Source organism: Embleya sp. NPDC127516 (assembly GCF_044765325.1).
Classification (GTDB): domain Bacteria; phylum Actinomycetota; class Actinomycetes; order Streptomycetales; family Streptomycetaceae; genus Embleya.
In genome coordinates, this window is the sequence record NZ_JBIWJT010000017.1 from 73,438 (window position 1) to 97,113 (window position 23,676).

The 23,676-nt window shown below is 71.3% G+C and carries 23 protein-coding genes; 7 read left to right on the forward strand and 16 right to left on the reverse strand.

Going from position 1 to position 23,676, the window contains the following annotated elements; all coding sequences use genetic code 11:
* The first annotated feature begins 70 nt into the window (after positions 1–70).
* Both ACIRL2_RS30380 and ACIRL2_RS30385 read left to right on the forward strand, forming a co-directional pair.
* The gene (locus ACIRL2_RS30380; protein ID WP_402236228.1) at positions 71–823 is read left to right on the forward strand and encodes a DUF4389 domain-containing protein; all 753 of its coding nucleotides are present in this window, start codon (positions 71–73) and stop codon (positions 821–823) included.
* 419 nt (positions 824–1,242) lie between these two features.
* Positions 1,243–1,845 carry a hypothetical protein gene (locus ACIRL2_RS30385; protein ID WP_402236231.1) on the forward strand — a complete coding sequence of 201 codons (603 nt, stop codon included), beginning with the start codon at positions 1,243–1,245 and terminating at the stop codon, positions 1,843–1,845.
* A 15-nt stretch (positions 1,846–1,860) separates the two neighbouring features.
* On the opposite strand, the gene ACIRL2_RS30390 is transcribed toward ACIRL2_RS30385, so the two are convergent.
* The 7 genes from ACIRL2_RS30390 to ACIRL2_RS30420 form a co-directional block, all read right to left on the reverse strand.
* Complete coding sequence (locus ACIRL2_RS30390) at positions 1,861–2,091, reverse strand: hypothetical protein (protein WP_402236234.1); 231 nt, start codon at positions 2,089–2,091, stop codon at positions 1,861–1,863.
* Between the two features lie 60 nt (positions 2,092–2,151).
* On the reverse strand, positions 2,152–3,525 hold the full coding sequence (locus ACIRL2_RS30395; protein WP_402236235.1) for a hypothetical protein: 1,374 nt from the start codon (positions 3,523–3,525) through the stop codon (positions 2,152–2,154).
* Between the two features lie 320 nt (positions 3,526–3,845).
* Positions 3,846–5,609 carry a hypothetical protein gene (locus tag ACIRL2_RS30400; RefSeq protein ID WP_402236237.1) on the reverse strand — a complete coding sequence of 588 codons (1,764 nt, stop codon included), beginning with the start codon at positions 5,607–5,609 and terminating at the stop codon, positions 3,846–3,848.
* Positions 5,606–6,331: a hypothetical protein gene (locus ACIRL2_RS30405; protein ID WP_402236239.1), complete on the reverse strand. Its 726-nt coding sequence runs from the start codon at positions 6,329–6,331 to the stop codon at positions 5,606–5,608. Before ACIRL2_RS30405 ends, ACIRL2_RS30400 begins: the two co-directional genes overlap by 4 nt.
* A 753-nt stretch (positions 6,332–7,084) precedes the next feature.
* Positions 7,085–9,418, reverse strand: a complete 2,334-nt coding sequence (gene secD / locus ACIRL2_RS30410) for a protein translocase subunit SecD (RefSeq protein ID WP_402236240.1) — start codon at positions 9,416–9,418, stop codon at positions 7,085–7,087.
* 53 nt (positions 9,419–9,471) lie between these two features.
* Complete coding sequence (locus ACIRL2_RS30415) at positions 9,472–9,975, reverse strand: hypothetical protein (RefSeq protein ID WP_402236242.1); 504 nt, start codon at positions 9,973–9,975, stop codon at positions 9,472–9,474.
* Positions 9,976–10,149: 174 nt separating this feature from the next.
* Entirely contained in the window at positions 10,150–12,465 is a 2,316-nt protein-coding gene (locus ACIRL2_RS30420) for an Orn/Lys/Arg decarboxylase N-terminal domain-containing protein (protein ID WP_402236244.1), read from the reverse strand.
* Positions 12,466–13,235: 770 nt separating this feature from the next.
* Here ACIRL2_RS30420 and ACIRL2_RS30425 point away from each other — a divergent pair.
* Positions 13,236–13,952 (forward strand): hypothetical protein, encoded by a 717-nt coding sequence (locus tag ACIRL2_RS30425; protein ID WP_402236245.1) that lies wholly within the window; start codon positions 13,236–13,238, stop codon positions 13,950–13,952.
* A 54-nt stretch (positions 13,953–14,006) separates the two neighbouring features.
* On the opposite strand, the gene ACIRL2_RS30430 is transcribed toward ACIRL2_RS30425, so the two are convergent.
* Positions 14,007–15,107, reverse strand: a complete 1,101-nt coding sequence (locus ACIRL2_RS30430) for an SDR family NAD(P)-dependent oxidoreductase (RefSeq protein ID WP_402236248.1) — start codon at positions 15,105–15,107, stop codon at positions 14,007–14,009.
* A gap of 288 nt (positions 15,108–15,395) precedes the next feature.
* Here ACIRL2_RS30430 and ACIRL2_RS30435 point away from each other — a divergent pair, with 288 nt between their 5' ends.
* A complete protein-coding gene (locus tag ACIRL2_RS30435) occupies positions 15,396–15,854 on the forward strand; it encodes a MerR family transcriptional regulator (protein ID WP_402236251.1) in 459 nt (152 codons plus the stop codon).
* A gap of 180 nt (positions 15,855–16,034) precedes the next feature.
* Here ACIRL2_RS30435 and ACIRL2_RS30440 read toward each other — a convergent pair whose 3' ends face one another.
* Entirely contained in the window at positions 16,035–16,589 is a 555-nt protein-coding gene (locus tag ACIRL2_RS30440) for a MarR family winged helix-turn-helix transcriptional regulator (protein WP_395861127.1), read from the reverse strand.
* 109 nt (positions 16,590–16,698) lie between these two features.
* Here ACIRL2_RS30440 and ACIRL2_RS30445 point away from each other — a divergent pair, with 109 nt between their 5' ends.
* Both ACIRL2_RS30445 and ACIRL2_RS30450 read left to right on the forward strand, forming a co-directional pair.
* The gene (locus ACIRL2_RS30445) at positions 16,699–17,433 is read left to right on the forward strand and encodes a dienelactone hydrolase family protein (protein ID WP_395861129.1); all 735 of its coding nucleotides are present in this window, start codon (positions 16,699–16,701) and stop codon (positions 17,431–17,433) included.
* 94 nt (positions 17,434–17,527) lie between these two features.
* On the forward strand, positions 17,528–17,659 hold the full coding sequence (locus ACIRL2_RS30450; protein WP_395861131.1) for a hypothetical protein: 132 nt from the start codon (positions 17,528–17,530) through the stop codon (positions 17,657–17,659).
* 47 nt (positions 17,660–17,706) lie between these two features.
* Here the strand turns inward: ACIRL2_RS30450 and ACIRL2_RS30455 are convergent, their stop codons facing one another.
* Complete coding sequence (locus ACIRL2_RS30455; RefSeq protein WP_395861133.1) at positions 17,707–18,090, reverse strand: DUF4232 domain-containing protein; 384 nt, start codon at positions 18,088–18,090, stop codon at positions 17,707–17,709.
* Here ACIRL2_RS30455 and ACIRL2_RS30460 point away from each other — a divergent pair.
* The gene (locus ACIRL2_RS30460; protein ID WP_402236447.1) at positions 18,035–18,331 is read left to right on the forward strand and encodes a hypothetical protein; all 297 of its coding nucleotides are present in this window, start codon (positions 18,035–18,037) and stop codon (positions 18,329–18,331) included. The two genes, ACIRL2_RS30455 and ACIRL2_RS30460, sit on opposite strands and share 56 nt — an antisense overlap.
* Positions 18,332–18,413: 82 nt before the next feature.
* Here the strand turns inward: ACIRL2_RS30460 and ACIRL2_RS30465 are convergent, their stop codons facing one another.
* The 6 genes from ACIRL2_RS30465 to ACIRL2_RS30490 all read right to left on the reverse strand — a co-directional run bounded on the left by ACIRL2_RS30465 (position 18,414) and on the right by ACIRL2_RS30490 (position 23,638).
* Entirely contained in the window at positions 18,414–19,010 is a 597-nt protein-coding gene (locus ACIRL2_RS30465; RefSeq protein WP_402236253.1) for an aminotransferase class I/II-fold pyridoxal phosphate-dependent enzyme, read from the reverse strand.
* Positions 19,011–19,221: 211 nt separating this feature from the next.
* Positions 19,222–19,755 (reverse strand): NADase-type glycan-binding domain-containing protein, encoded by a 534-nt coding sequence (locus ACIRL2_RS30470; RefSeq protein ID WP_395861137.1) that lies wholly within the window; start codon positions 19,753–19,755, stop codon positions 19,222–19,224.
* A gap of 592 nt (positions 19,756–20,347) precedes the next feature.
* On the reverse strand, positions 20,348–20,911 hold the full coding sequence (locus ACIRL2_RS30475) for a phage tail protein (RefSeq protein ID WP_395861139.1): 564 nt from the start codon (positions 20,909–20,911) through the stop codon (positions 20,348–20,350).
* A complete protein-coding gene (locus ACIRL2_RS30480) occupies positions 20,908–22,881 on the reverse strand; it encodes a putative baseplate assembly protein (protein ID WP_402236257.1) in 1,974 nt (657 codons plus the stop codon). Before ACIRL2_RS30480 ends, ACIRL2_RS30475 begins: the two co-directional genes overlap by 4 nt.
* Positions 22,881–23,321, reverse strand: a complete 441-nt coding sequence (locus ACIRL2_RS30485) for a GPW/gp25 family protein (RefSeq protein ID WP_395861143.1) — start codon at positions 23,319–23,321, stop codon at positions 22,881–22,883. The genes ACIRL2_RS30480 and ACIRL2_RS30485 overlap by 1 nt, the downstream gene beginning before the upstream one ends.
* Positions 23,318–23,638 carry a PAAR domain-containing protein gene (locus tag ACIRL2_RS30490; protein WP_395861145.1) on the reverse strand — a complete coding sequence of 107 codons (321 nt, stop codon included), beginning with the start codon at positions 23,636–23,638 and terminating at the stop codon, positions 23,318–23,320. The genes ACIRL2_RS30485 and ACIRL2_RS30490 overlap by 4 nt, the downstream gene beginning before the upstream one ends.
* Positions 23,639–23,676 lie beyond the last annotated feature (38 nt).

Below are 23,676 nucleotides of genomic sequence, written 5' to 3' on the forward strand. Positions count from 1 at the left end.
CCCGGATGCCCTCCCGGTCACCCGCTGTCAGCGTGGGGACGGTGACCGTCGGCCGAGTCTGGAGCACACCATGACGACCGGGACCTGGGGCAGCACATCGGTGGCCGAGCGGGGGGAGTGGTTGCCCGTTCTCGACATGCCCGCTCCCGGGCGGCAACGCCGGCTCACCGTGCTGTTCCGCTACCTCCTGCTGATCCCGCAGTTCATCGTCGTGTGGGTGTTGGGCCTGGTGGCGACCGTCCTGGTGTTCGTGGGCTGGTTCGCCGCGCTCGTCATGGGTCGACTGCCCGGGCCGATCGCGTCGTACCTGTGCGGGTTCATCGGCTACGAAACGCGGGTGACGGCGAGTCAGATGCTGCTGGTCGACCGGTATCCGCCCTTCGCCCTGACGACCCCGGCCGACTATCCGGTTCGGGTGGGGCTGCGGCCGGGGCGGTTGAACCGGCTCGCCGTGTTCTTCCGCATCATCCTGATCATTCCCGCCCTCGTCGTCCAGGCCCTGGCGTGGGCAGGGTGGTTCGCGGTGTCCTTCGTGCTGTGGTTGATCGTGTTGATCGCCGGCCGGATGCCGGATCCGCTGTTCGAGGCCACCGCGGCGATCGTGCGCTATCGGATGCGTTTCATGGCGTACGGCCTGCTCGTGACGTCGGCCTACCCGAAGGGTCTGTTCGGCGACGCCGCTACGTGGGAGGCGGGCACGGATCGCTCCGCGACGCGCCCGCTGCTGATCAGCGGGCTCGGGCGGGGTCTGATCGCCCTGTTCCTGGTGATCGGACTGGCGAGCGCCTCGACCGCGTCGATCATCCCCGCCATCGGGAACTAGGCAGACGCGTGCCCTCGCAGCTGTGAACGAGGCTCCGGTGACGTGGGCCCCGGCGCGCCCCAACACAGCGCGAATGGTGAGGAACTGCGCGACGCCATCGCACTCGTGCGGCAGCGGCGACGAGGGCTTTGTGTTCGCCTCGTGGATCATCCGAATTCCGCAGCACGGGTCTTGACCGGATCCCCGATCGAGGCAAAGTGCTTAAATGATCAGGTCCGCGTCGCGCCAGGGCGTTTGATCGAGCGCCTGTGGGTCGCGTCCTTCGACCGACGATCCCTTGGAGGTCCGACATGTCCCAGCCCCTCGAACCGCCTGCGCGACCGTCCGGATCGACGCGGGAGAGCGCGAAGGAGATGCCGCCGAAACCGACACACGCGCCCGCGCCCGCACCCGCACCCGCACCCATGGTCATACCCCCAATGCCCACGGTCGCGCCGAGCGTCGGGCCACGCGCTCCCGGCTTGCGAACCGCGGTCAGGCGAGGAGTCGAGGCGATTCGCAACGCCCCGGAACGCGCCGCGGAACGCTGGGCTGCCCGATCCGTGGAGGCCGAGCGAGAACAGGCCCGGGAGCGAGAACGCGACCAGGCCTTGTGGGACGCGCGCATAGCGGACGACATGAACGATGTTCCTTCGCACGACAAGCTGATGGATAGGAGAGAGAGGCTGGATCGCGCGAAGAGCAACGGTGATTTTCTCCAATCGCTCGCCGAGGACATGAGGCCCGTCCCGCACAATGAAGCGGACACCTGGGCGGCCTTCGACAAGGCGAAGCAAGAGGCGGAAGCCAAGATCATCCGCGCGGCTCCCGCCCCCCAGAGGTCCCGTACCGCCAAGGCCGCCCCCACCCGCCACTCCGGGATCATCGGGGGGAAGATGACGGTGGCAAGGTCGCCGGCGAGCCTTTCGTTCGGGCCCGCAGTCGGCGTCGACTTCATGGTGCCTACAGCCAAGACTCCGGTGCACAACCTCGGATCACAAAACGGGAGGCGATCCGCCGCCTCCCGCGACCAGGGGATGTAGCGCCGAGGCGTCCGGTCACGGCGTGGACCGGACGTCGGCCTCGACGTGCTTCCGGTTGCGGGGATTTCGCGCATCGGTGGGTGCCGGGTCCACCTCGTTCAGCGCGTCGCGCAAGTCATGGGCGCAACGGTACGTCGATACCGAGGCCGCCGTCCCGGGAAGGGCGGCCGGCGACCCGCGCGGCGGGAGGACGAACGGCGACCCCGCGCCGTTCGAGAACACGTCGTGCAGGTCGTGTTCGGCCAAGTCCTGGACGCGCAACCAGGTCGCGGACGCACCGGGTTCGAATCCACGTCGGCACGCCGACTACCGGATGTACCACTGCTGGGCCTTGTTTCCCGGAACGCAGTAGGCGAAGGTCAGTTGGCGACCCGGGCCGTTGTCGGTCAGGCACTGCGTGCCCGTGAAACCGGTGATCAGGGAAGCGCCCGACGTGGGCGCCGCGCTGATGTTCAGCAGTCCGTCGGTGAAGACGGCGGTGCCGAGGGACGGGGACCCGCCACCGGACGTCGGGACGATCGTCAGGCCGCTCGTGTTGCAGGCCCGGATGTTCTTCCAGGGGCCGACCTGCGCGGTGACCCAGCCGTATTCGGTGTGTCCCCCCATGACCAGCCTGCTGCCGACGCCGGGGCTCGCGGTGTCGATGCCGACCCTCGTGCCGTCGCCGACGTTGGTGATGGCTGCCCAGCCCGAGCCGCCGCATCCGGCGGGCACCGCGGGCGCGGCTGCCGGGGCCGCGGCGGCGGGCTTGGCGACAGGGCGGCTCGGTTGCCGCGCGCCGCTGTTCGCGGAGGTGCCGCCGGCCTGCGTGGAGCTACTTCCGGCGGCGGTTCGCTTTGTCGCTCCGGCCGGTGTCGGCCTGACAGGATCCGCCGGGGGCGGCGCAACCGGGGCCGAACTCCCGGTCACAGCAGGCCCGTCCGGGGTGGAGAGTGGGCCCGTCGCCGGCGCGGTCGTCGGATCCCCGGGCGCGCTGGACGGTGCGGCGCCGGGTCCTGTCGGTGCTCCGGTGTCGGCCTGCGGTGTCGCCTCCGGTGATGCGGTGCCCGGGGCGACCGGCGTCTGCGCGTTCGTCGGCCCGCCGTTTCGTGCCTCGGGGGTGGTGTCCGCAGGCGAGTGGAGCACGAACAGAGCGGTGGCGACCGCCGCAATGACGGCGGCGGCCGGCAACGCGGCGACGGCCGTGCGGTGTTTTCGGCTACGCCTGCGGGCGGGCCGGCTCGCGGCAGGGTTGAGTGTTCGGGGCGTGGGGCCGGATTGCTCGACGTCGCGGTGCACGATCGCGTGGCGATGTTGCGCATGCAACGCCTCCAGCGTCTGCGCCACGACGTCGGGGATTTGTTCGTACGCTATCGAGCCGTTCGCGGCGGCTCTTCCGCTCAGCGCACTGCGGTCCACGAACTGCACCACGACGTAGGGTATTTCTGGGAAGTCCTCGGTCCCGTCGCTGCGGTGGACGCCGACGACTCCGGGGGGATCCAGGGTCGCCGCGAGGCGGGCCTCGCTGCGGAACCGTTCCACGGCCACGGCGTGCGCGCCGAGTTCCGGATGCAGGATCTTCATCACGACTCGCCGGCCGAGCACGGCGTCGTCCGCCGACCACACCTCCGCAGCGCTGCCGTCGATCAATTGTTCGGCCAAGGTGTATCGGTCGCCGAAGACCGTCCCTGGTGCCCACATACCGCGCTCCCCGTAAAGCCTCGAAGGTCGGACGATCCGGAAGACCACCGGAAGACCACCGGAGGACCGCAGTATCCGGTCCGCGCCTGCCGATGGCGGGAACGCCCGACCCCGGCCCCCAAGGCTTGGGGAGCAGCCGGGCCCGGGTTTTCATTTTCCGCGAACGCACCTTACGCAGCAGGTGGTTCGCCCGGGTCGGCCGGTGGCGGTCGGGCGTCGCCGGCCGTCGCAGGCGACGGTCAGGCGCCCGTTCTCGTACGTTCGGCCGTCACGGTCCGCCGCCCGGTCCGGCCTGCCGGAGCCGGACGGCGGACCGTCGGTCACACGCGCTTGGACGCGTCCGAGCCGCCGCCTCCCGAGGACTTGCCGCCGAAGCCGGGGCCCTTGTTCCCGGAGTCGGGGCCGGGGTCGCTGGACTGTCCCCCACCGCCGCCGTTGCCGCTGCCGCCACCGCCGTTGTCGCCGTAGCCGCTGCTGTTGCTGCTGCCACCGGTTCCGGGACTCGTACCCGACCCGCCGTTGGAGGGCCCGGACGAGCCGCCACCGGACGGTCCCGGCGCGCCGCCACCGGAAGGCTTGTGGCCACCGCCCTCTCCGAGCCGGTTGTTGTGGGACTCGGACGAACTGCCGTTGGAGCGGTCGGGGTTGACACTGTTGCCGCTGGTGCCCGACTTGCCCGGTGTGCGGTTGCTCTTCTCGCGCATCTTGGCGTCGACGCTCTGCTGGGCCCCCGACTTGGCTTGCGGACCCGACTTGGCAGGCGCCTTGGCCGGAGGCCGGCTCTGCGTCTGCGGTGGGGCCTGCTTTTCGGCGGGCGTCCGGGCCGGCGGGGGCGCGGCCTTTTTGTCGCGGTCGGTGAGCATGTAGATGCGCGACCGGTCGTGCCATTGGCCGTCAGGGCCCAGGGTTATGCGGTTGGCCGCGTCCGTGGTCTGCCCGCCGCCGGTGTACGGCTCGACGGTCACCTCGGTCGAGGTCATGCCCGGGTCACCCGGCGAAGCCGGCCGGTAGAAGTTCTGCATCGCCTGCATGTACTTCGCCATCTCCGGAAAGAAGGCCACCGAGTTGATGAAGTCGAGGCCGTCGTCGAAGAAGTGGTCGACCTCGTACCGGCGCCGTTCGGCCCAGCTCATGCTTTGCCAGTTCCCGTACTGGGTCAGGTACCGGTCCACGAACTGCGGGTCCTGCTGTGCTCGGCGCACCATCCAGTTGAGGTAGTCCGACGTCAGCCGGCCCTGAACCTGCTCGAGTGCGAACGCCGCCACCTCGAACGCGGCGTTCTGCTTCACGGCGATGTTGACGTTGCGGGTGAAGGCGTCCTCGGTGGCCGACCTGGCGGTCTTCGGCGTGTACTCCGGTGCTGCCGGCTTCTCGGCCGTGGCGGTGCGAGGCTTCGCCGCGGGTTCGACGGGAGCCTCCCGCGGCACGGTCGGCCTCGTCTCGTCCCAGGTCCCGGGCTTGGCCTCGGGCTCCGCCGCGGGCGCGGGTTTGGCCTCGGGCTCGCCTGCGGGCTTGGCCTCGGGCTCCGCCGCGGTCCCGGGCTTGGCCTTGGGCTCCGCGGCAGGTGCGGGCTTGGCTTCGGGCTCGCCGGCGGTGGTTCCTCCGGGTGCGCGGAGGGGGTCGGTCTGCGTGCCGCCCGACCCGCGCGCGGGCTCGCCCGCGGCCGACTTGCCTTCGCCTGCCGCCGGCTTCCCCGCACCGGGGCGGGTTGTCGTACTCCCCGTGGTACCGCCGCGCCCGGACGGTTCGGTCGCGCCTCCACGACCCGTTTCAGGGGTGCCGTTGCCCTGGCCGGTCGAGGGTTTGCCCGCCTCCGGCGTCTCCCCGCGCGGCAGTTCGGCCGCTCCGCCCGAGGGCCCGTTCGTCACCGGTTTGGGGTTGTTCGTTCCCTTGCCCGCCGGGTCGCCGCCGGGCTTCTCGGGTCCGTCCGGGTAGCCGGAGGTGGTTCCGGGCTTGGGAAGTCGGTCGCTGTACTTGGAGAGTTGGTAGTCCAGGAAGCTCCGGCCCCGCAACTCCTTCACCGACTTGTTCGGGTCCGTGGCTTCGACGGCCTTGATGGCCTCGTACTCCAATGCGTCGGTCAACGCGGGGGCCACCCTGGACCTCGCGAAGTCTCCTCGGCGAGGCTGCGGAGCACCGGGTCGCTCCGCACGTCGCGGATCGGGCTGAGTTTCACCCGCTCCCGCTCGTCGACGATGTTCTTGGCGAATTCGTTGATCTCCACATGCTTGTACTTGTCGTCGAGCCCCTGGTAGGCGGCCTCCGTCAGGGCGAGATTCCGCAAGACATCGGGGTTTTTCACCGGTCCGTTTCGCAGCTCGGCGACGTAGTCCGCTACCGCCGCGCTTCGCTCCCGGAGAATCGTGCGGGCTTCGTTCTCGGCCCCCTGAATGGTCTTTGCGCGCTCTGCCATGAACAAGTTGACACCGGCGGCGACGTCCTTGGCGGTAACAAGCCAACTGTGCAGATGTGGGTTGACGAAAGGACCGCCGAGCCGGGCTTCGGTGATGGTCGTTTGGATGATCGAAGCCACGAAAAGCTTCGACATGAAGAACTTGGCATCACGTGGCACCATGTCCGGCGTAATGGGGACATTCCGCTGAAGCGCGTCCATGACGCGCCAGGACAAACTGGGCCCTCGGTTGTTACCGGGTTCCGGCAGGTTCGGTTCGTCGGCGTGGGCCCGCACTGCGGTGGCCGCCTCCAGCACTTGGACCCCGGTCACGGCCAAAACGAGCCCGGCCGCGATCCGGGTCCCTTTGACGGGTCGGCGCTTCGGATTTTTGTCAGATATGCCAGATGCCATGATTGGTGTCCTTTCGACAACGAGGTCGGGACCACCCGGTCGTTTGCCCACGGACTCGGCTGCTGTCGGAAATCCTCTGCTTCGACCGCCGTCGCGCCATGTGTGCGGGGAAACGATCAGTGGGGATCGCGGGTAGACACCCACAGGACATCCCAATGATCAGCCCTGCGGCTCGGGAGCGAAGCTACCGGCGGCGAATGTGGCCTGGGAATCGCACTTGAGCAACATCTGAGGTTCGGGCCAATCGGAATTCCGAATTCCGAATTTCGAATGTGGCCCCGTTGCGACGGCGGAGCGGTCGTATTGTGCGCAAGTTCGGTGCAGTACAGGGCAGTTGCGAAGTTTATTCATATTGTGATGATGGGCGTTGTGTCGCGCAGGTTCCGTCGTAAGCCCGTTCCGCCCGCTTGGTGAGAACCGGGTGGGCGAGCCGCCGTCCCGAACCCCCGCCGCGGGGTGCAGCTCGGCGCTGTGCCGGTGAGTACGCGGAACTGCCGCCTGCTCGGACCGGGCCCGCGAACTCGGCGATGTCGATCGCTCGGCGGAACGCCGAGTTCGCGGCTGTGCTCAGCACGTCGGCCGAGAGCTCCCCGTTGCTCTCGGCGCGTGCACGACGGCGGTGCCCCGTGGTGGAGCGGAGTGGGCGGACTGTTGTCGGGGTGACGAGGCCGAGGTCCTCGTCGGCGAACGAACCGGTTCGGCGGCAGGGGCCGGGCCTGTTCAGGAGATCGGTCGGTGCGTTGGTGGGTGGGATCAGACGCGTGCGCCGTTGTCGCGGGGCGCGCGACCGGGACGGCGGGGGCCGTGGCCGCGATGGTCGGGCAAGGTTCGGGATCGGGCCGCGCGTGGCGGCGAAGGGGCCGCGCGCGACTCCAACACGACGGCCAGAGGCGCGGCGACGCTCACCGTGGAGGCGGTGCCGGCCACCACACCGATCAGCAACGCCAGCGCGAAGTCGGCCAGTGAGTCGCCGCCCAACACCGCCAGCGTGACCAGGACGAACAACGCGCCGGAACCGGTGTTGACGGTGCGCGGCAGGGTCTGGAGCACCGCGGTGTCGGTGATCCGGGCGAGCGAGCGCTTGCCGTGCGCGGGCGTGCGGCGCAGTTCGCGGATTCGGTCGAAGACGACGACGGAGTCGTTGACCGAGTAGCCGATCACGGTGAGCAGCGCGGCCAGGAACACCGCGTCGACGGTGCGCCCCAGCCACGCGAAGGCGCCCACCAGGATCAGCACGTCGTGTGCCATGGAGACGACCGCGGCCACCCCGAAGGTCCAGCGGAACCGCACCGCGAGGTATGCCAGTTGCGCGGCGAGCGCGATTCCGAGGGCGATCACGGCCTTGAGCCGCAATTCCTTGCCCAGACTCGGACCGATGAACTCGTCGCGCACCTTCTCCGCTCCGCCGCCGAGTTCGCCGACCGTCGCGGTGATCCGCGCCTCCTCGGCATCGGTCGGCTTTCCCGTGCGTACGGTGAGTTCGCGATCGCCCGAGGTCTGCACGACGGCCTTGGGGAACCCGGCGTCGGCGAGTGCGGACCGGGCCCGGTCCGGATCGACCGACTGGGCGGTCGAGTACTCCACGAGCCGGCCGCCGGTGAACTCCACGCCGAAGTCGACGCCGCGTACCGCCACGCCGGACACCGCCAGGCCCAGCGCGAGCACGCCGGAGACGGCGAGCACGCGCCGGCGGTGCCGCATGAGGTGCGGATCGCGTCGGGCGAGCCACTCGCGCACCGGGCCCGCGTGCGCGATGCCGCTGATCCGAGGCCGGCGTCGTACCGCCGCCCGGCTCACGGCGAACTCGGCCAGGACCCGGGTGACCACCAGCGCGCTGACCATCGACGCGAGCACGCCGATGCCCAGCGTCACCCCGAATCCGCGCACCGGACCGGTGGCCAGGAAGAACAGCAGGCCGGCCGCGATCAGGGTGGTGACGTTCGAGTCGGCGACGGCACCGAACGCGTTGCGAAAGCCTCGGGTCAGCGACGGACGCAGGGCCGGTGCGGTTCGCGCGAGGTACTCCTCGCGGGCCCGTTCGAACACCAGCACGTTGGCGTCGACCGCCATGCCGACGGCCAGTACGAATCCCGCGAGTCCGGGCAGTGTGAGGGTGGCGCCCAGGCCGACCAGGGCGGCGTACGCGATCAGCCCGTAGCCGGCCAGGGCCACCGCGGCGAGGATGCCGAGCAGGCGGTACACGCACGCGATGAACAGCGCGGTCAGCGCGGCGCCGATGATCGCGGCCCACATGCCGGCCTCGATGGCCTGTTCGCCCAGCGTGGGTCCCACGGTGCGGTGCTCGACCGTCTCGACCGGGACCGGCAGCGCGCCGCCGTTGATCAGCAGCGCCAACTCGCGGGCCTCGCGTTTGTCGAAGTCGCCGGTGATGCGGGTGGATCCGCCGAGGATTCCGGTGTCGCAGCCCACCGACGGGTCGACCTGAGGCGACGAGACGACCTTGCCGTCCAGGACGATCGCCACGCGCCGCGCGGGCGTGCCCGGAGGCGCGCACGCGGCGTCCCCGGTCAACTCGGCCCAGGCCCGTTCGCCCCGACCGCGCAGGTCGAGCGTCACGTGCCAGCCGCCGCCAGCCGGCTCCAGGAGGGCTTCGGCCCTGTCTACGTCGGCTCCGGTCATCCGTGCCGCGTCCAGCGTCAGCATCCGGCCGGACTCGTCCGGCAGTATCCGTCGCCCGCCGGCGTCGGGTGAGGTCGTGGCTTCCGTGGTGTCGGCGACCTCGAGAACGGGATGGAAGGTGAGTTGTGCGGTTCGGCCGAGCACCTCGGCGGCCCGGCGCGGCTCCTGCACGCCGGGTAGTTGGACGATGATTCGTCGGTCGCCCGAGCGGACCAGGTCGGGTTCGGAGACGCCGAGCGCGTCGACTCGACGACGCAGCACCTCCAGGGCTCGATCGGTGGCGTCGCGGTCGGCCTTCGCGGTGGGCGAGTCCCGGGTTTCCAGGACGATCTGGGTGCCGCCGCGCAGGTCGAGGCCGAGGCGCGGCGGTACGGTCGCGGCGATGTAGGTGGACATGACGAGGATGGCGAGGGCGAAAAACGCCCGCACCTTGGTGGCACGTGGCAAGGATGGTCTCCACGGATACGCCGCGGCCGGTGGTCGGCGCGCGGCGATCGGACTCAGGGACGCTGCTCTGGAGCCCGGGGAGACGGTGGAGCGCGACCCGTCGGGAGCGCGAAACGGCGGGGTGAAGGGTCGGCGTCGGCGGCCGGCGCGCCGGTTCGATGCCCTGCGGGGCACAGGAGCGCGAAAACGTGCCCCACGAGCGCCGCGTCGTGGGAGTGGTGGAGGTGGTGCCGCTCGTTGGGCAGGTCGCGGGTGGCGAACGGTGCCGGCGGGCCGCGTCGCACGTCGCGGGTCGCCTCGTCGGCGATGTCGCGCACGTGCCCCGGATCGGCGGTGGTGTGCGCGGAGACCGAGACATGGTCGGGATCGGGTATCGCGACCGCGCGCGCGGACGCGGGGGAAGTCACCGCGCCGAGCAGCGCGAGGACGACCGCGATCAGCACCCGGAGCCATCCGCCGCGCCGGAAACCCCGGCGAGTGCGGGGATCCGCGTGGCGGCGGCGCGTGGCCGCGGAGCCGACGAAGCGACGACTGGCGGCGACGTGTCGCCGGGTCATCGCGCCCTCCTGGGTCTGCGCCGTTCCCACGCCGATGTGGGCACGAGTCGGTTCACACACGCAACGCCCGGCCGGCCGTCCGGGGTTCCCCGCATGCGATTCCCACCGCCGGAGGGCCGCCTGTAGTGAGACCGTGGCCCGGGCGACACCCAGGCCGGGGAACCGGGCGGGTGTTCATCGCTTCGAGGGTTGGCTGCGGCCCGCGACCTCGATCAGGTAGCTGCCGTCGTCGTCGATGGTCACGCCGTGGGTTTCGCTGCCGAAGGCGGGGAAGCGTCGGTCGAAGGCTTCCAGCGCGCGCAGGTAGCGCAGCAACGGGCCGTCGGCCGCGCCGATTTCCTCGCCCGGCAGCAGGACCGGGATGCCGGGCGGGGTGACGCACACCATGGCCGCCGCGGCACGGTCGGCAGCGGCGGTGAGCGGGACGCGTTCGGTGTCGCCCCGCATGAGCCGGCGGAAGGACGCCTGTGGCGGAGCGGCGGCCCGGGGCAGGATGCGGAAGGCGTCGTCGAGAAGTCCGACCAGGCCCGCGTCACGCAAGTGTTCGTGCATCGACGTGCACAGGTCGCGCAGCGTCAGGTCCCGGTAGCGGTGCGGATGTGCGGCCACGATCTCGGGCAGCACCTCCGCCAGGGGCGCGCCCTCGTCGTATCGGGCCTTGAAGTCGGTGAGCGCGTCGAGCAGCGTGCCCCACTTGCCCTTGGTGATGCCCAGGGAGAACAGGATCAGCGTGCTGTAGGTGTCGGTCTTCTCGACCATGACGCGCCGGGTCTCCAGATAGGCGGTCAGGACACGAGCGGGGATGCCCCAGTCGGTCATCGTGCCGCCGGCCGTGGTGCCCGGGCAGGTGATCGTCACCTTCACCGGATCCAGGAGGCACCAGCCCTCTTCCAGGTCCGGGAAGCCGTGCCACGCGGCGCCGGGAGCGAGTTGCCAGCAGGAGGGATCGGTGCGCAGCAGATCCGGTGGGGCGTCCGCGAACGGCACGGCCTCGCCGGTGGCCGGGTCGACCACCTCCTCGGGCTGCCACACTCCGAAGAACCAGGCGGGGCGGTCCCCGGCGGCGGCGATTCTGCGTCCCAGGTGCACCATCGCCCGGCGAAAGCGCACCGCCTCGGTCACCGCCTCGTCGATCAGGCAGCGACCCTGTGGGCCGTCCATCATCGCGGTGGCCACGTCGAGTGAGGCGATCATCGGGTAGAGCGGCGAGGTCGAACCGTGCATCATGTACGCCTCGTTGAATCGGTCGTGGGTCACCGGCGCCCGAGGGGTGTCCCGCACATGCACCATCGCGCTCAGCGAGAGCGCGGCCAGCAATTTGTGCGTGGACTGGGTCGAGAAGACCGTCGGCCGCTCCGGCCCGGGCAATGTCTCCGGGCCCACCGACATCCCGAAGCGATGCGCGTACAGCGGGTGAAAGCGCGCGTACGCGAACCACGCCTCGTCGAAGTGCACCCGCGCGACGCTCTGCCCGAGCGTGCCGGCCGCTCGTACCGCGTCGTAACACAGGCCGTCGTAGGTCGAGTTGGTCAACACGGAGTACACCGGCACGGGCGAGACGGCGTCCGTGGTCAACGGATGATCCGCGATCCGTGCCCGCAGTGCCTGCGGGGTGAGCGCGCTCGGCGGGACCGGGCCGGCGAGTCCGTAGCCGTTGCGGGTCGGGACCAGATACACCGGCCGCGCCCCGGACATCACCAGGCCGTGCAGGACCGACTTGTGGCAGTTGCGATCGATCAACGCGATCTCGTCGAACCCGATCGAGGCGTGACCCACGAGGCGGTCGGCGGCCGAGTCGCCACCGAGTACGAAGTAGGTGCGATCCGCGCCGAACACCCGCGCCGCGTTGCGCTCCGCCGCGCCGATCGGCCCGGTGTGCTCGAACAGCGATCCCAACTCGGCGACCGACACGGACAGATCACTACGAAAGAGCTGCTCGCCGAAGTATTCGTGGAACGCGCTGCCGATCGGGGACTTCAGAAACGCCACCCCGCCCGCGTGGGCCGGGGTGTGCCACGAGTACTCGAACGAGTCGTCGAACCGACGCAACGCCGCGAAGAACGGCGGGAGCAGCGCGTCCCGATACGTGCGGGCGGCGTGCGCGATCCGACCCGCGATGAAGCCGGGCGTGTCCTCCGACAACCACACGTAGCCGACCACGGTCTCCGCGACGAACAACGGCAGTTCCGCCGGATCGTGGTGGTCGAGAACCAGAAACGTCGGCAGGTCCCGAAAACGCTCGGCGACCGCGCGCAACACGGCGGCCGCGTCCGAATGGGCGTCCGCCGCTTCGAGTTCCCAATCGATCACGGCCGCCACCACACGTGGGTCGGATCCCAGTACGCCCGCCGCGTCCCGCGCTCGGGTCACACACCGCACATCGAAGCCATCGGCCTGAAGTACCGCTCGGATGCGTCGTAGTTGCTCGGCCCGGACGCCGTCGCCGTCGACCGCCTCGGATATCGCGAACACAACCGTTCCAGGAGACATTCGCACTCCTTCCCGCCCCTGGACGACCCGTCGGCCGTCCTCCTCCACGATCGGCCGCCCGATCGCCGGGGAGACGGTTCTTTGCCGATGACAACCCGGATGGCCTAAACAGGTGGATGCGCGGAGGACTCCGGCGTGGACTTTCGGGCCGAGTTTCGGTGTGTCTGCGACACGGACACCCCGGTCCGGAAACGGCCCCCGGCGTGCACAGCGGCAGGCGGCGGGCGGCAGGCGGCGGGCGGCGGGCGGCCGACGGGCGGCTCTCACGTTCGATCCGTTCCAGCACCGGATGAACCGCACCCGCGCCGCCACGCTGCACCCGGCCGGAGGGAGCTCCCTCTGACCGGGCAGCGGCCGGTTGAGATGCTTGCCGCGGACGGGAGAGAGAAGCTGCGGCATGGACGACCGCCGGGAAAGTGGCCGTGATCCCGCTGCTGAACGTCATCAGGCGGCGCCGGAGCCGCGGTCGGCGGCGCCCCGGGGGCGGCGGTCGAGCATTTGCGTGGTGACGTGGCCGCCTTCGGCGTGCGAGGCCACGCCCGCACAACGGCGCGGCCGGCGGAGGGGGCAGGCGAGCCCTCGAATTCCTTGTTGCGCGGGCCCGGTTCGGCGGCGGGCGCGCCGCGCTCGCGGCGGCCCGCGCGAGGCATGAGGCAAGGGAGCGGGGAATGGGGGATGGGGGAGGTGGCCGCGCCGCCGGGTGTGTACGGCTCGTCCGTCGCCTGTGCCGTCCGTAGTTCAGGCAGCTGTCGCGACGGGGTGGGGGGTACGTGAACAACGATCTTGCGCTGCTGGTGCCCGTGGGGTTGGTGGCGGTTTACTTCGTGCTGGGGGCGTTGTCCAAGCGGCCTGCCTCACCTGCGGAGTTCGCCGCGGCGAAAGCGGCTGCGGCGCTGCCGATCAACCTCTACCAGGCCGCGGAGTTCGCGGTTCCCAAGGTGTCGGCGCGCGAGCTTGCCGTCGACGGGCTCCGCGAGGCGGGTCTGGTCTTCGTCTCGCGGCGACGCGTCGTCCGGGCCTTGGACCGACACCGCAGGCCGACCGACGATCCCGTGCAGGTCGCGCTCTACGCGTTGCTTGTCGAAGACTTCCACGAGGGGCTCACCTTCGAGGAGATCGACCGCAGCGATGCTTTCAAGGCCGTGCTGCACGAGCACGCGCCACCGGTGTTGGCGCGTCTCCCACCGACGCACGGCGGCCGGCACCGGCGCATGCTGCGCCTGGCCATGGCGTCGGCGGCGCTGTTTCCCGGGTTGACGGCCTGGGCGATCGCGGTGGCCTGCGGGGTCGGCGGCTGGTTGCCGTGGGCCATGGCGGGTTTCTGCACGCTCGGCGTGTGGCCGCTGCCTTTCGCCTGTGTCGGGTTGGCCATCACGCGCTTCCCCGGGCCCCGGACCGATCCCGACGCGGTCGCGCCGCTGGTTGCCCGATGCAGCGCCATCGTCCGGGCGGGATGCGAGCCGGAGGCTCCGAGGAGTGCAGCGTGACGACACCTCCGGGTGGACCGACTTGGCGTCCGAGGACGGTCGGGGGCGCCTGTGTCAGGAAGGATGTGATTCCGGCGTGACCCGCCGGGCCGCGTGGTAATGCCGCGCGGTCCAGCCGTCGGAGTCGCGGCGGGCGACGATGGACACGCGTACCGGGACTGTGTCCCCGGTGGGTGGGGAGAAGTCCACGTCGGCCAGGGCCGTCACGGTCCGGTCGCCCAGGCGGCGCGCGTGCAGGAGCCGTGTCGTCGCCGTGGTCCCGGGGGCGACGGCCGTGTAGTAGGCACCGATGGCCTCTCGGCCGGAAGCCGGTTCGGTGCCGATGCCTTGGAACAGGGCTTGCGGATGGAACAGGTCGATGATGTCGCCGACGCGGTGTGCGTCGAAGGCGGTGCGGAAGCGGTCCAGCCAGTCGGCGACGACCTGTGCGGGCGCGTCGCGGTCGGTGTCGGGTGGGGTGGCGGTTCCTTCGGCCGGATCGTCGCCGACGCGTTGGTCCGCGCCGGTGCGTCCGTCGTGGACGACCTCGCGCTGCCACGCGGACCGGGGCTGGCGGTGCAGTCGCCAATAGTGTTCGGCGATGTCGTCGGGGTCGAAGTCGGTGCCGGGGGCGACCGGTCCGGCGACGGTGACGGCGGCGACGTGTACGCCGTCGGGGCCGTAGGTCTGGTCCAGCATCGTGACCAGGGCCCGCAGCCCGGCCTTGCCGAGGGAGAGACTGACGTAGTCGGCCTTGGGTTCGGGCATGCCGCCGGTGACGATGAAGGTACCGCCGCGTTCGGCGAGGGCGGAGGCGGTGTGGGAGGCGGCGGTGAGCGCGCCGAGGACGTTGACCGCCCAGGTGCGGCCGTGTTCGAGCGTCGTGAGTTGCCCGGGTGTGTCCGAGCGGACGATCGCGGCGTTGTAGACGACCACATCGGGCGTCCCCATGGCGTCGACCGCCGCGTCGAGTGCAGCGCGCAGCGCGCTCTCGTCCGCGCTGTCGGCCGACAGCCGCGTCACGGGCACGTCGTGACCGGCGATCGACGCGGCGACCGTGTCCAGTGACGCGTGCGTGCGCGCGACGAGCGCGATCGGCATCCCCTCGGCCGCGAACCTCCGTGCGACGGCGGCACCGATCCCCGGTCCCGCCCCGATGATGATCACTCCCGGCATTGCCGTCTCCCTTCGTGTTCCCTCGCGATCGCGGGGGTTCGTAGCGCGGGACGGTAGATCGTCACACCGATGTGAGGGTCAAGTCGTGCGCCGGGTCGACGCGCCGCGTGCGGGCAGCCCACCCCGAATGCGTCCCGGCCCATCGGAGTCGGACGCGCGCGCGACTCGGACCGAGTCGAGGCGGCGCGGTCGGGAATCGGCAAGCGCTTCGGGCCGTTTCCCCATCGTCCGCGACGCCCGATGGCGAGGGCGGGCGTGGTGGCGTCATCGACAGCGTCGGGGAGTCTCATGCGTATCGGGGATCTGGCCGAAGAGGCCGGTGTGAGTCGCAGGTTGCTGCGCTACTACGAGGAACAGGGCCTGCTGCGGCCGCTGCGGTCGGCGAACGGCTTCCGGGAGTACACGGCCTCCGACGTCGCCGCGGTGCGCCATATCCGCCTGCTCTTGGCGGCCGGCCTGCCGACCGCGGTCATAGGCCGTGTCCTGCACTGTGTGCACGACGACGGGGGACACCCCGTCCCCTCGGGCTGTCCGGGATTGGTTGAGCAGCTCAACCGACAGCGTGCGCGGATCAGTGCGTCGATGGCGGCGTTGGAGGCGTCCCGGGACGCGCTCGACGCCCTCCTCACCGACACCCGGCCCCGAGGCCGCCGGCGACCTCGGGGCGAGGCCACCACCGCGCGTGGGCCGGAGGTCCGGGACGATCCGAGTCACCGGGCCGGATTCGCTCGTCCGCACACCCCGTAGCACCCGGACCCCTGCCGGCCGACGGGGCGCGGAATCCGCGGTGGTTCCGGGGGCGGTGGGTGGTGGGCCGTGGTGTGGGTCGGGATGTTGCGGGTTGGCCGGGAATATTTGGTGGTGGGCCATGACAACTTCTTGAGGCGGCCCGGCCGTTCCATTCCTCCGGGCGTATTCGAGCACCGGTCACCTGGCGCGGGCGCCCCCGCCCGGAGGTTCCGGATGTGGCCTCCGTGCGGGTTCGGTGCGGGTCGCGCTCTGGCTGTCGCGGGTGTGGTGGTCCAGCAGGCGGGTGAGCAACCGGACGAACTGGTCGCGTTCGGCCGGGCTCAGCGGGGCGAGCAGTTCGTCCTGCAGGTCGTCCAGGACCTGGTCGAGGAGGCGTAGCCGGCGGCGGCCCCGGGCGGAGATGGTGATGATGTTGCGGCGCCGGTCGTCGGGGTCCGGTGCGCGCTCGACGAGGTCACGCTCGGCCAGTTCGTTGAGCACGCCGACCATGTCGCTGCGGTAGATGCCGGAGCGTGTGCTCAGCTCCGCCTGGCTGCCCGGCCCGTAATCCTGTAGCGAGGCAAGCACGGCATAGTGCCACTTGCGGGCTTCGACCCGGGCCAGCCCCTCGGTGATCAGCCGGTCCGACGGCACGCCGAGCTGCGACAGGAGCCGACTCGCCCGCCGGCGCAGCCGGTCGGGTGTCCTGAGCCCGCCGCCGTCGGGCATGTCTGCGGATTCGGCGCTGATCATGGCACCCATGCTACCCGTTGCATTAGTCCAACTAACGGTATAGGTTCGCTCACGCCCAAAACGATAGTGAGACTAACGTTAATGGAGCGAACTCCAAGGAAGGACGACCTTGCCCATCAAGACAGTGCAGATCCCCACCGCGGACGGCCGAGCCGACGCATTCGCCGCCTTCCCCGAAGGTGGCGGGCGGCACCCGGGGGTGCTGATGTACGCGGACGGGTTCGGCATCCGGCCCGTGCTGCGGGAGATCGCCCGCGAACTGGCCGGGCACGGGTACTACGTGCTCGTGCCCAACCTCTTCTACCGGCACGGCCCGGCACCGGTGGTCGAACTTCCCGAGTACATCGGCGAAGAGGTCCGGCCCGCGATCATCGCCCGGTTGATGCCCTTGATCCAGGCGCACACCACCGAACGTGTCCTGAGCGACGCCGACGCCTACCTCGGGTTCCTCGCCGCCCAACCCGAGGTCGGCGCCGGACCGGTCGCCGTGACCGGCTACTGCATCGGTGGTCTCCTGGCGGTACGCACCGCCGCGGCACATCCCGGCCGGGTGGCCGCCGTCGCCGGATTCCACGGTCCCGTGGGTGCCGACGGGCCCGACAGCTTCGCCAAGCTCACCGCCCGGGTCCTCTTCGGCCACGCCGAATCCGACCTGACGCCGGAGGCCCTGGGCGAGCTCAACCAGGCCCTGGACGCCGCGGGCGTCGACCACACCTCCGAGATCTACCCCGGCACCGTCCACGGCTTCACCATGGCCGACACCGACGCCTTCGACCCCGCCGCGATGCAGCTCCACTGGGACCGCCTGCTGCCCCTCCTCGGAAGCACCCTGGGCAACGGCTGAGGCTCCGGGCCCTGAACGGCGTTGACGGGCATTCCGTGCCTCCGACGTCGAGGCCGGAACGGTGGAGGTCGACGGGGCCAGGATCCTGTGCGCGATGACGAGTCGGGGGGACGGGTTCTTCCCGCTGTTCGTGGATCTCGACGCCACGGGCGCGCCGGTGGCGGTGCGGATCGACTTCGTTCCCGCGCCTGGCGACTTCGATCCGGACGACTCCCTTCGGCCGTAGCGCGCCCGTTCGCCGCGGGGAGGGCGGGCGGGGCAGGGCCCGACCGGTCAACCGGCGGTGTGCCAGGGGCCGACGCCCAGGCGTCGCGTGTCGCCGAGGTCGATCCCACCCGGGATCGGTAGCCGCTGCCGGGCCTGCCCCGGCAACGGCGCGACGTCGAGCCGGTGCCCGCTCGGATCGGCGCCCGCCGCGCTCGTGACGGTGTTGCGCCACGCCACCCCGGAGATCGCCCGCTCGCCGGGACGCAGCGTCACCGGTCGCGGCTCGGCCCGGAGGGTGTCGATGGTGGCGATCGAGGCAGCCCCCGGCTCGATCGCGACGTCGAGTTCGGTGTCGTCGGCGGCGAGGACGCGAATGGCGGGATACCCGGTCACGGTGCGGGTCGTATCGCCGCAGTTGACCATCGTCAGACCCATCGCCCGCAGCCCCATCGCGGCCTCCGGCTCCTCCGCCGTGATCCGAAGCCCGGATTCCGGGCAACGGGCGGGCGGGGCCCCGGTGTTCGACGTCGTCGACGCGTCGCGGTCCCTGGGCGCGGAGGACGTTCCGCTGCCCTCGGAGAGCGTGGGTATGGACGACGAACCGCTTCCGCCGGCATTGCGCGTCCTCGACCCCGACTGGTCCGCGCACCCGTTCACACCCGCCACGACCGCCGCCATGAGCAGCCCGTAACCCCACGCCCACCGGCCACGCCGCCCCGTTGTCATCCGACGATCATCACATGCCCCGTCGGAGGAGGTTCCGACGCCGCGGATCACCGCGTGGACGCGGTCGCCGATCCGCGCCCGACGTCGCGCCGCGCCCGCCCGCAGACTCCTGCGGCGAAGACGCGATGCGGAACCCGGCCCGTCGACCGACGAACCGGGTCCCGGCCGAAGCCGAAGTTCATCCGCAGGTAGCCGTCGAAGCCGAAGTACTCGCCGGGGCAGATCAGTGTGGACGCGCCCGTACGGATCCGGTGTCCGGCCCGCACCGAGTCGAGCGAGGTGGCGAAGCGCAGGAACACCAGTGGGGTGGCCATCGGGCGATGGGCCCGGACGAGCCCGCCGAGCGATCGCTGCCAGTCCTCGAACAGGGCCCAACCCTCTCTCATCGCCGCCCTGTTGCGGGCCAGGATCCGCGTCGACGTGGCCTCCTCCAGCGCGATGCCCGCGACGATGTTGTCGAGTCGGCCGGTGGCGATGGCGGCGTACTCGTGTCGCCGCCACAGGTCGCGGATCACCTGCGAGGGGCCGACCGCCCAACCGATCCGCAGGCCCGAGAGCCCGTACGACTTGGACATGCTGTCGACGCCGATGACCCGGTCGTAGCTGCCCACGAACGTGCGTGCGCGATCGCTGGGCCCCGACACCCGGGCAACGTGGCGGCGGCAGACACCTTGCGGGAGCGGACGGCCGCGTGGGCACGGCCCGGCCGACGGCGTCGAGCGTGAACCCTTCACCGTGCCGACCGGCCGTTGGCGGAGGGGGCGAAAACGTCGGCTCGTCGCTCGGTCGGTGCGTTTCTCCTCGGAGCGAGGAGCCCCGCGAAAGAACGGGGACCCGATCAGGGCCGGCCGGGGCTCAGGTGCGGCGGAAGAACTCGATTTCGCCGAGGGCGATGGGTTGTTCGGGGGTCGCGCCGGTTGCGGCGCGGATGGTCACCCGGACCGACGTCACGTTGCCGATGCCCATGCGGAGGGTCTGTGGGCCCGGCCGGTCGTCGAGGGTCATGGCGCGGGTGGTCGTTCGGCCGTCCGTGGTGGTGATGAGCAGGTCGACTCGGGTCGGCCGTGGCGCGCGGCGGAATTCCTCGGCTGCGGTGGAGACCCCACTGTTGACCACGACGCCCACCAGCCGGAAGGGGGCGGCGAAGGCGCAGGTGAGGGTGTCGCCGAGGGCCGGGGCTCCCCAATACTCGTTGGTGAGGCCGTCGGTGGCGTTGCCGGCGGGATGTCCGGGGGCTTCGGCGTCGGCGGTCACGGTGGTCGGAGTGATCTGCGCCGCCTTGCCGAGCTTGTCTCTGGTGTCCTCGAAGAGCGAGCGGGCGGCCGGGACGAGAAGGAAGCCGGCGATCACCAGGGCGATGACGACCAGGAGGGCAATCAGGCGCCGCACCAGCTGCCCCGACCCCGTGCGGACGCGGCGGCGGAACGGCCAAACAGTGCGCCACCAGGGCAGGGTCGGTGTGGGTGGGGGCGTGTGGAGCGAGGCGGCGCAGCGGCGGCAGAAGCGACGGTCGGGGCGATTGCGGGTGCCGCAGACCGGGCAGGGTGGGCCGTCCTGGGCGTCGTCGGTGCCGATCGCTCGGACGACGGGGCGTGGTGCCACGGGTTTCGCGGGCTGCACCGGCAGTACCGGGGCCGGCTCGGGGGGTGTGCGGGGAGCCGGCGCGGTGGGATGCGTGGGGGACGGGGGCGCTGTGGGGGGCGTTGGCGGGGCGGTCGGTCGGACCGGCGCGGGACCGGCCGAGGGCTCGGTGGTGGGTGGGGGCGGCGTCGCCGGCGGCGGTGCGGGGGGCGCGGTCGTCGGCTCCGGCGGTGCGGGACTCTCGGCGGTGTGTGGCATCGACACGGGGGTGTCGCCGGGCGGCGTTGCCGGTGGTTCGTTCGGCTCCTGTGACCAGCCCAGGTACGACCCGCAGTTGCCGCAGAAGTCGTCGTTTTCTTCGTTGGCTGCCCCGCACGTCGGACATGAGCGCATGGGTTCTTCAGTCCTCACTCGGGTGGGGTGGGCCGGGCAGGATTTCGATCCGGTAGATGAGGTGGACGGGGCAGGAGGCCCGGACGACGTCGTGGACGCGGGCCTCGTCGACGTCGGGGGTGCGGGCCGGCCGGACGCGGACGAGGAGTTCGCCGGTCGGGGCGGCCGGTAGCGCGGAGTTCGGTTCGGCCGACCAGGTCGCGCCGCCGCCGTCGGTGATGTCGGCGTGTACGCCGCAGCACAACCACAGGCGTTCGGTCAGGCCGCGGCGGGTGCCGCGCCATCGGTGCAGTTCGACCGCGCGGGCGACGACTGCCCGGCGCAGACCGTCGGGCCATGCGGGAGTGAGGTCGATGCCGACCCAGCCGGCCAGCCAGGGCAGGAAGTCGGTGGGGGCGAGGGTGGGGTCGAGGTACGCGGGGAGGTTGTCGAGGGTGGCGAAGACGGGGGCGAGGACGGTGTCGAGACCAGCGGTGAAACGTTGGGCCAGGTCGTCGTCGGCGTAGAGGGCGGGCAGCAGTTCGCCGATGGGGTGGGGGGTGGGCAGGCCGGGTACGGCGGCTCTGGTCATGCGGGTCCGTCGCTGCGGGCCGCTTGGCGGGCGGTGACGACGACCTGGTGCTGGTAGGAGAACACCAGGGCGTTGGCCGCGACTTCGATGCGCTCGGCGGCCCCGCCGCGGCGTCCGGTGATCGGGTCGGCCGGGAACAGGCGTACCTCTTCGACGAGTTCCGCACCGTCGACTTGTTGGAGGACGGCGAACACCTCGCCGTACTGAACGGGTCGGCCGAACGGCCAGCCGTCTCCGTCGGGTCCGCCGTGCAAGGGGTCGAGCCGGTGGAACAGGGCGGCGAGTGCGGCTTCGCGGACCCGGTCGACGTCGCCGGGGCGCGCGGCGATCAGCCGGGCGACCACGGTGACGCCCTGGTAGGCGGGGGGTTCGACGATCAGGCGGGTGCCGACGAGGCGGCGTTCGTCCAGGCGTTCGGTGATCGTGGACAGGACGTGCTCGGACGGGATCAGTTGCTCGAAGCGCAGGCGGTCGCCCTCCTCGGCGACGGCGTCGGGGACGATCAGGACGCGCACGGCGCCGGGTTCGTCGGGGACGGCCGGGAGGCAGCGCACGCGGCGTACGGAGGGGGCCGCCTGGCAGGCGATGATCTCGTAGTCGCGGGCGGTGACCGCGCGTTCCTGCACGCGCAGGACGGTGGGGGCGCGGGTCTTGGCGTTGTCCACGGTCTCGCCGTCGACGCCGCCGTGCGCGGCTTCGCGGTTGTCGACGTCGGAGACGTACGGAACGGAGCTGCGCAGCACGCGGATGGCGCCGCGGGCGACGTTGCCGGCGGTGCCACCGCCGGTGCGGTAGCGGGGCACGCGCAGGTGGGCGCCTTGAGCGGGGACTGCGCCGTAGTGGCGCATCGTGCCGTCGGGTTCGCGGACGGCGGGCGGGAAGGCGAACTCGCCGGTGGTGGCGTCGACGCGGACGTGTCGGTCGTCGGGGGCGGAGGCGCCGAAGTGTTCGACGGCCGTCCAGGTGCGCCAACCGTCGGGAGAGGACTCCTCGACGACGGGCGGTTCGCGGTCGAGCAGCAGGGGTGACCGGCTGAGGGCGAAGCGTTGTCCGGCGACGCCCTCGGAGACGCCGAGGTGGGTGTCGGTGACTGTCTCCGCGTGTTCGACGACCGCGGTGCCGCCGATGGTGAACACCTCGGCTTCGCGGATGGTGGGGGTCTCGGCGTAGAAGGGTTGGCCGGCCTCGGCGGGGACTACGCGGCAGCGCAGCCATCCGGCGCGGGTGCCGGCGACGACGGAGGCGGTGTGGACGGCGGGGACGAAGAGGATGATCTCGCCGGGTCGGTTGAGTCCGCCGGTGCTGTCGGAGCCGAGCTGGCAGCCGATCCAGCGCGCTCCGTCCCATGCCTCCCAGACCAGGGGTGGTTGGCGGGGGTCGACGCCGACGCCCTCGACGCGGCTGTCGAGGCGGACCGCGACGATGCATCGGGGTACGGCGGTGGGCAGGCCGAGGAGCATGGCGTCGCCGGGGGCGGGGCGGGGTTGGAAGCAGGGGATGTCGGTGCCGGCGGCGAGCGCGGTGGTGCGGTCGTGTTGTCCGCCGGAGACGGGCGCGGTGACCAGGCGGATCAGGCTGCTGGGCACGATGGCCAGGTCGTCGGTGGTGGCGAACACCACGGGTTCGCGGGTCTCGTTGCCGGTGGTGGCCACTTCGGTGCCCGCACGCAGGTGCACCGTTTCCGGTTGCGGCGCGGACAGCCAGAAGTCGACGTCGGCGGTGGCCGCGGCGGGTGGGAACAGGGTGATGCCGAGCAGGTCGAGGAACGCGGCGTAGTTCTTCTCCGGGACGCGGTTGAGGCGGTAGAGGAGTTGGTCGACCATGTAGGCGAACGTCTCGATGAGGGTGACGCCGGGGTCGGAGACGTTGTGGTCGGTCCATTCGGGCGCGCGTTGCTGCACGTATCGTTTTGCCTCGTCGACCAGTTGCTGGAAGCGCCGATCGTCGAGGTTGGGTGAGGGCAGGGCCATCAGCGCCCCCCCGCGTTCGGTGCGGCCTGTGGGTCGGCCGGACTCTCCGACGACGGGATGGTGTAGAAGGGGAAGACCAGGTTGCGGGTGTCGTTGGTCGCGCGCACGGTGTAGTGGATGTCGATGTAGAGCACGCCTTCGTCGACCGTGTCGAAGGCGATCAGCACGTCGCCGACCTCGATCCGCGGCTCCCAGCGCTCCAGCGCGATCCGGGTCTCGTGCGCGATCCGTCCGGCGGTGGCTCCGTCGCCGGGGGCGAAGACGTAGTCGTGGATGCCGCAGCCGAATTCCGGTCGCATCGGTCGCTCGCCGGGTGCGGTGCCCAGGACGAGTCGGATCGCCTCCTCGATCTCCCGGTCACGCTCGACCATGCCGATGCCGCCGGTGGGGCCGACCCGCAGCGGGAACCCCCAGCCGCGGCCGATGAATCGTCCGCTCACATCGGCCCTCCGATCAGGACGTCGAGCGCGCCGGTGACGATGTGCGCGCCGCACGCGGTGGTGTCGCGCACGCGGGCCGCGGGCAGGCCGCCGATCAGGACGGCGCCGGTGCCGGCGGCGGCCGGGTTGGGCAGGACGACGTTGGCCGGGCCGAGTGCGACATGCGGTACGACCACGCACACGTGCAGGGTGCCGGTGACGGCGGCGGGGCGGCCGCCGATCAGGACGGTGGCGACGGCGGCTGCGGCACCCGGTGGCGGGGTGGTCAGGGCGCCGCCGTGGTCGGTGGTGTCGCCCGTGCGGGCTGCGGGGGGCATCGTCGCTGCTCCTTGGCTGTGGGTGGATGAACCACGGG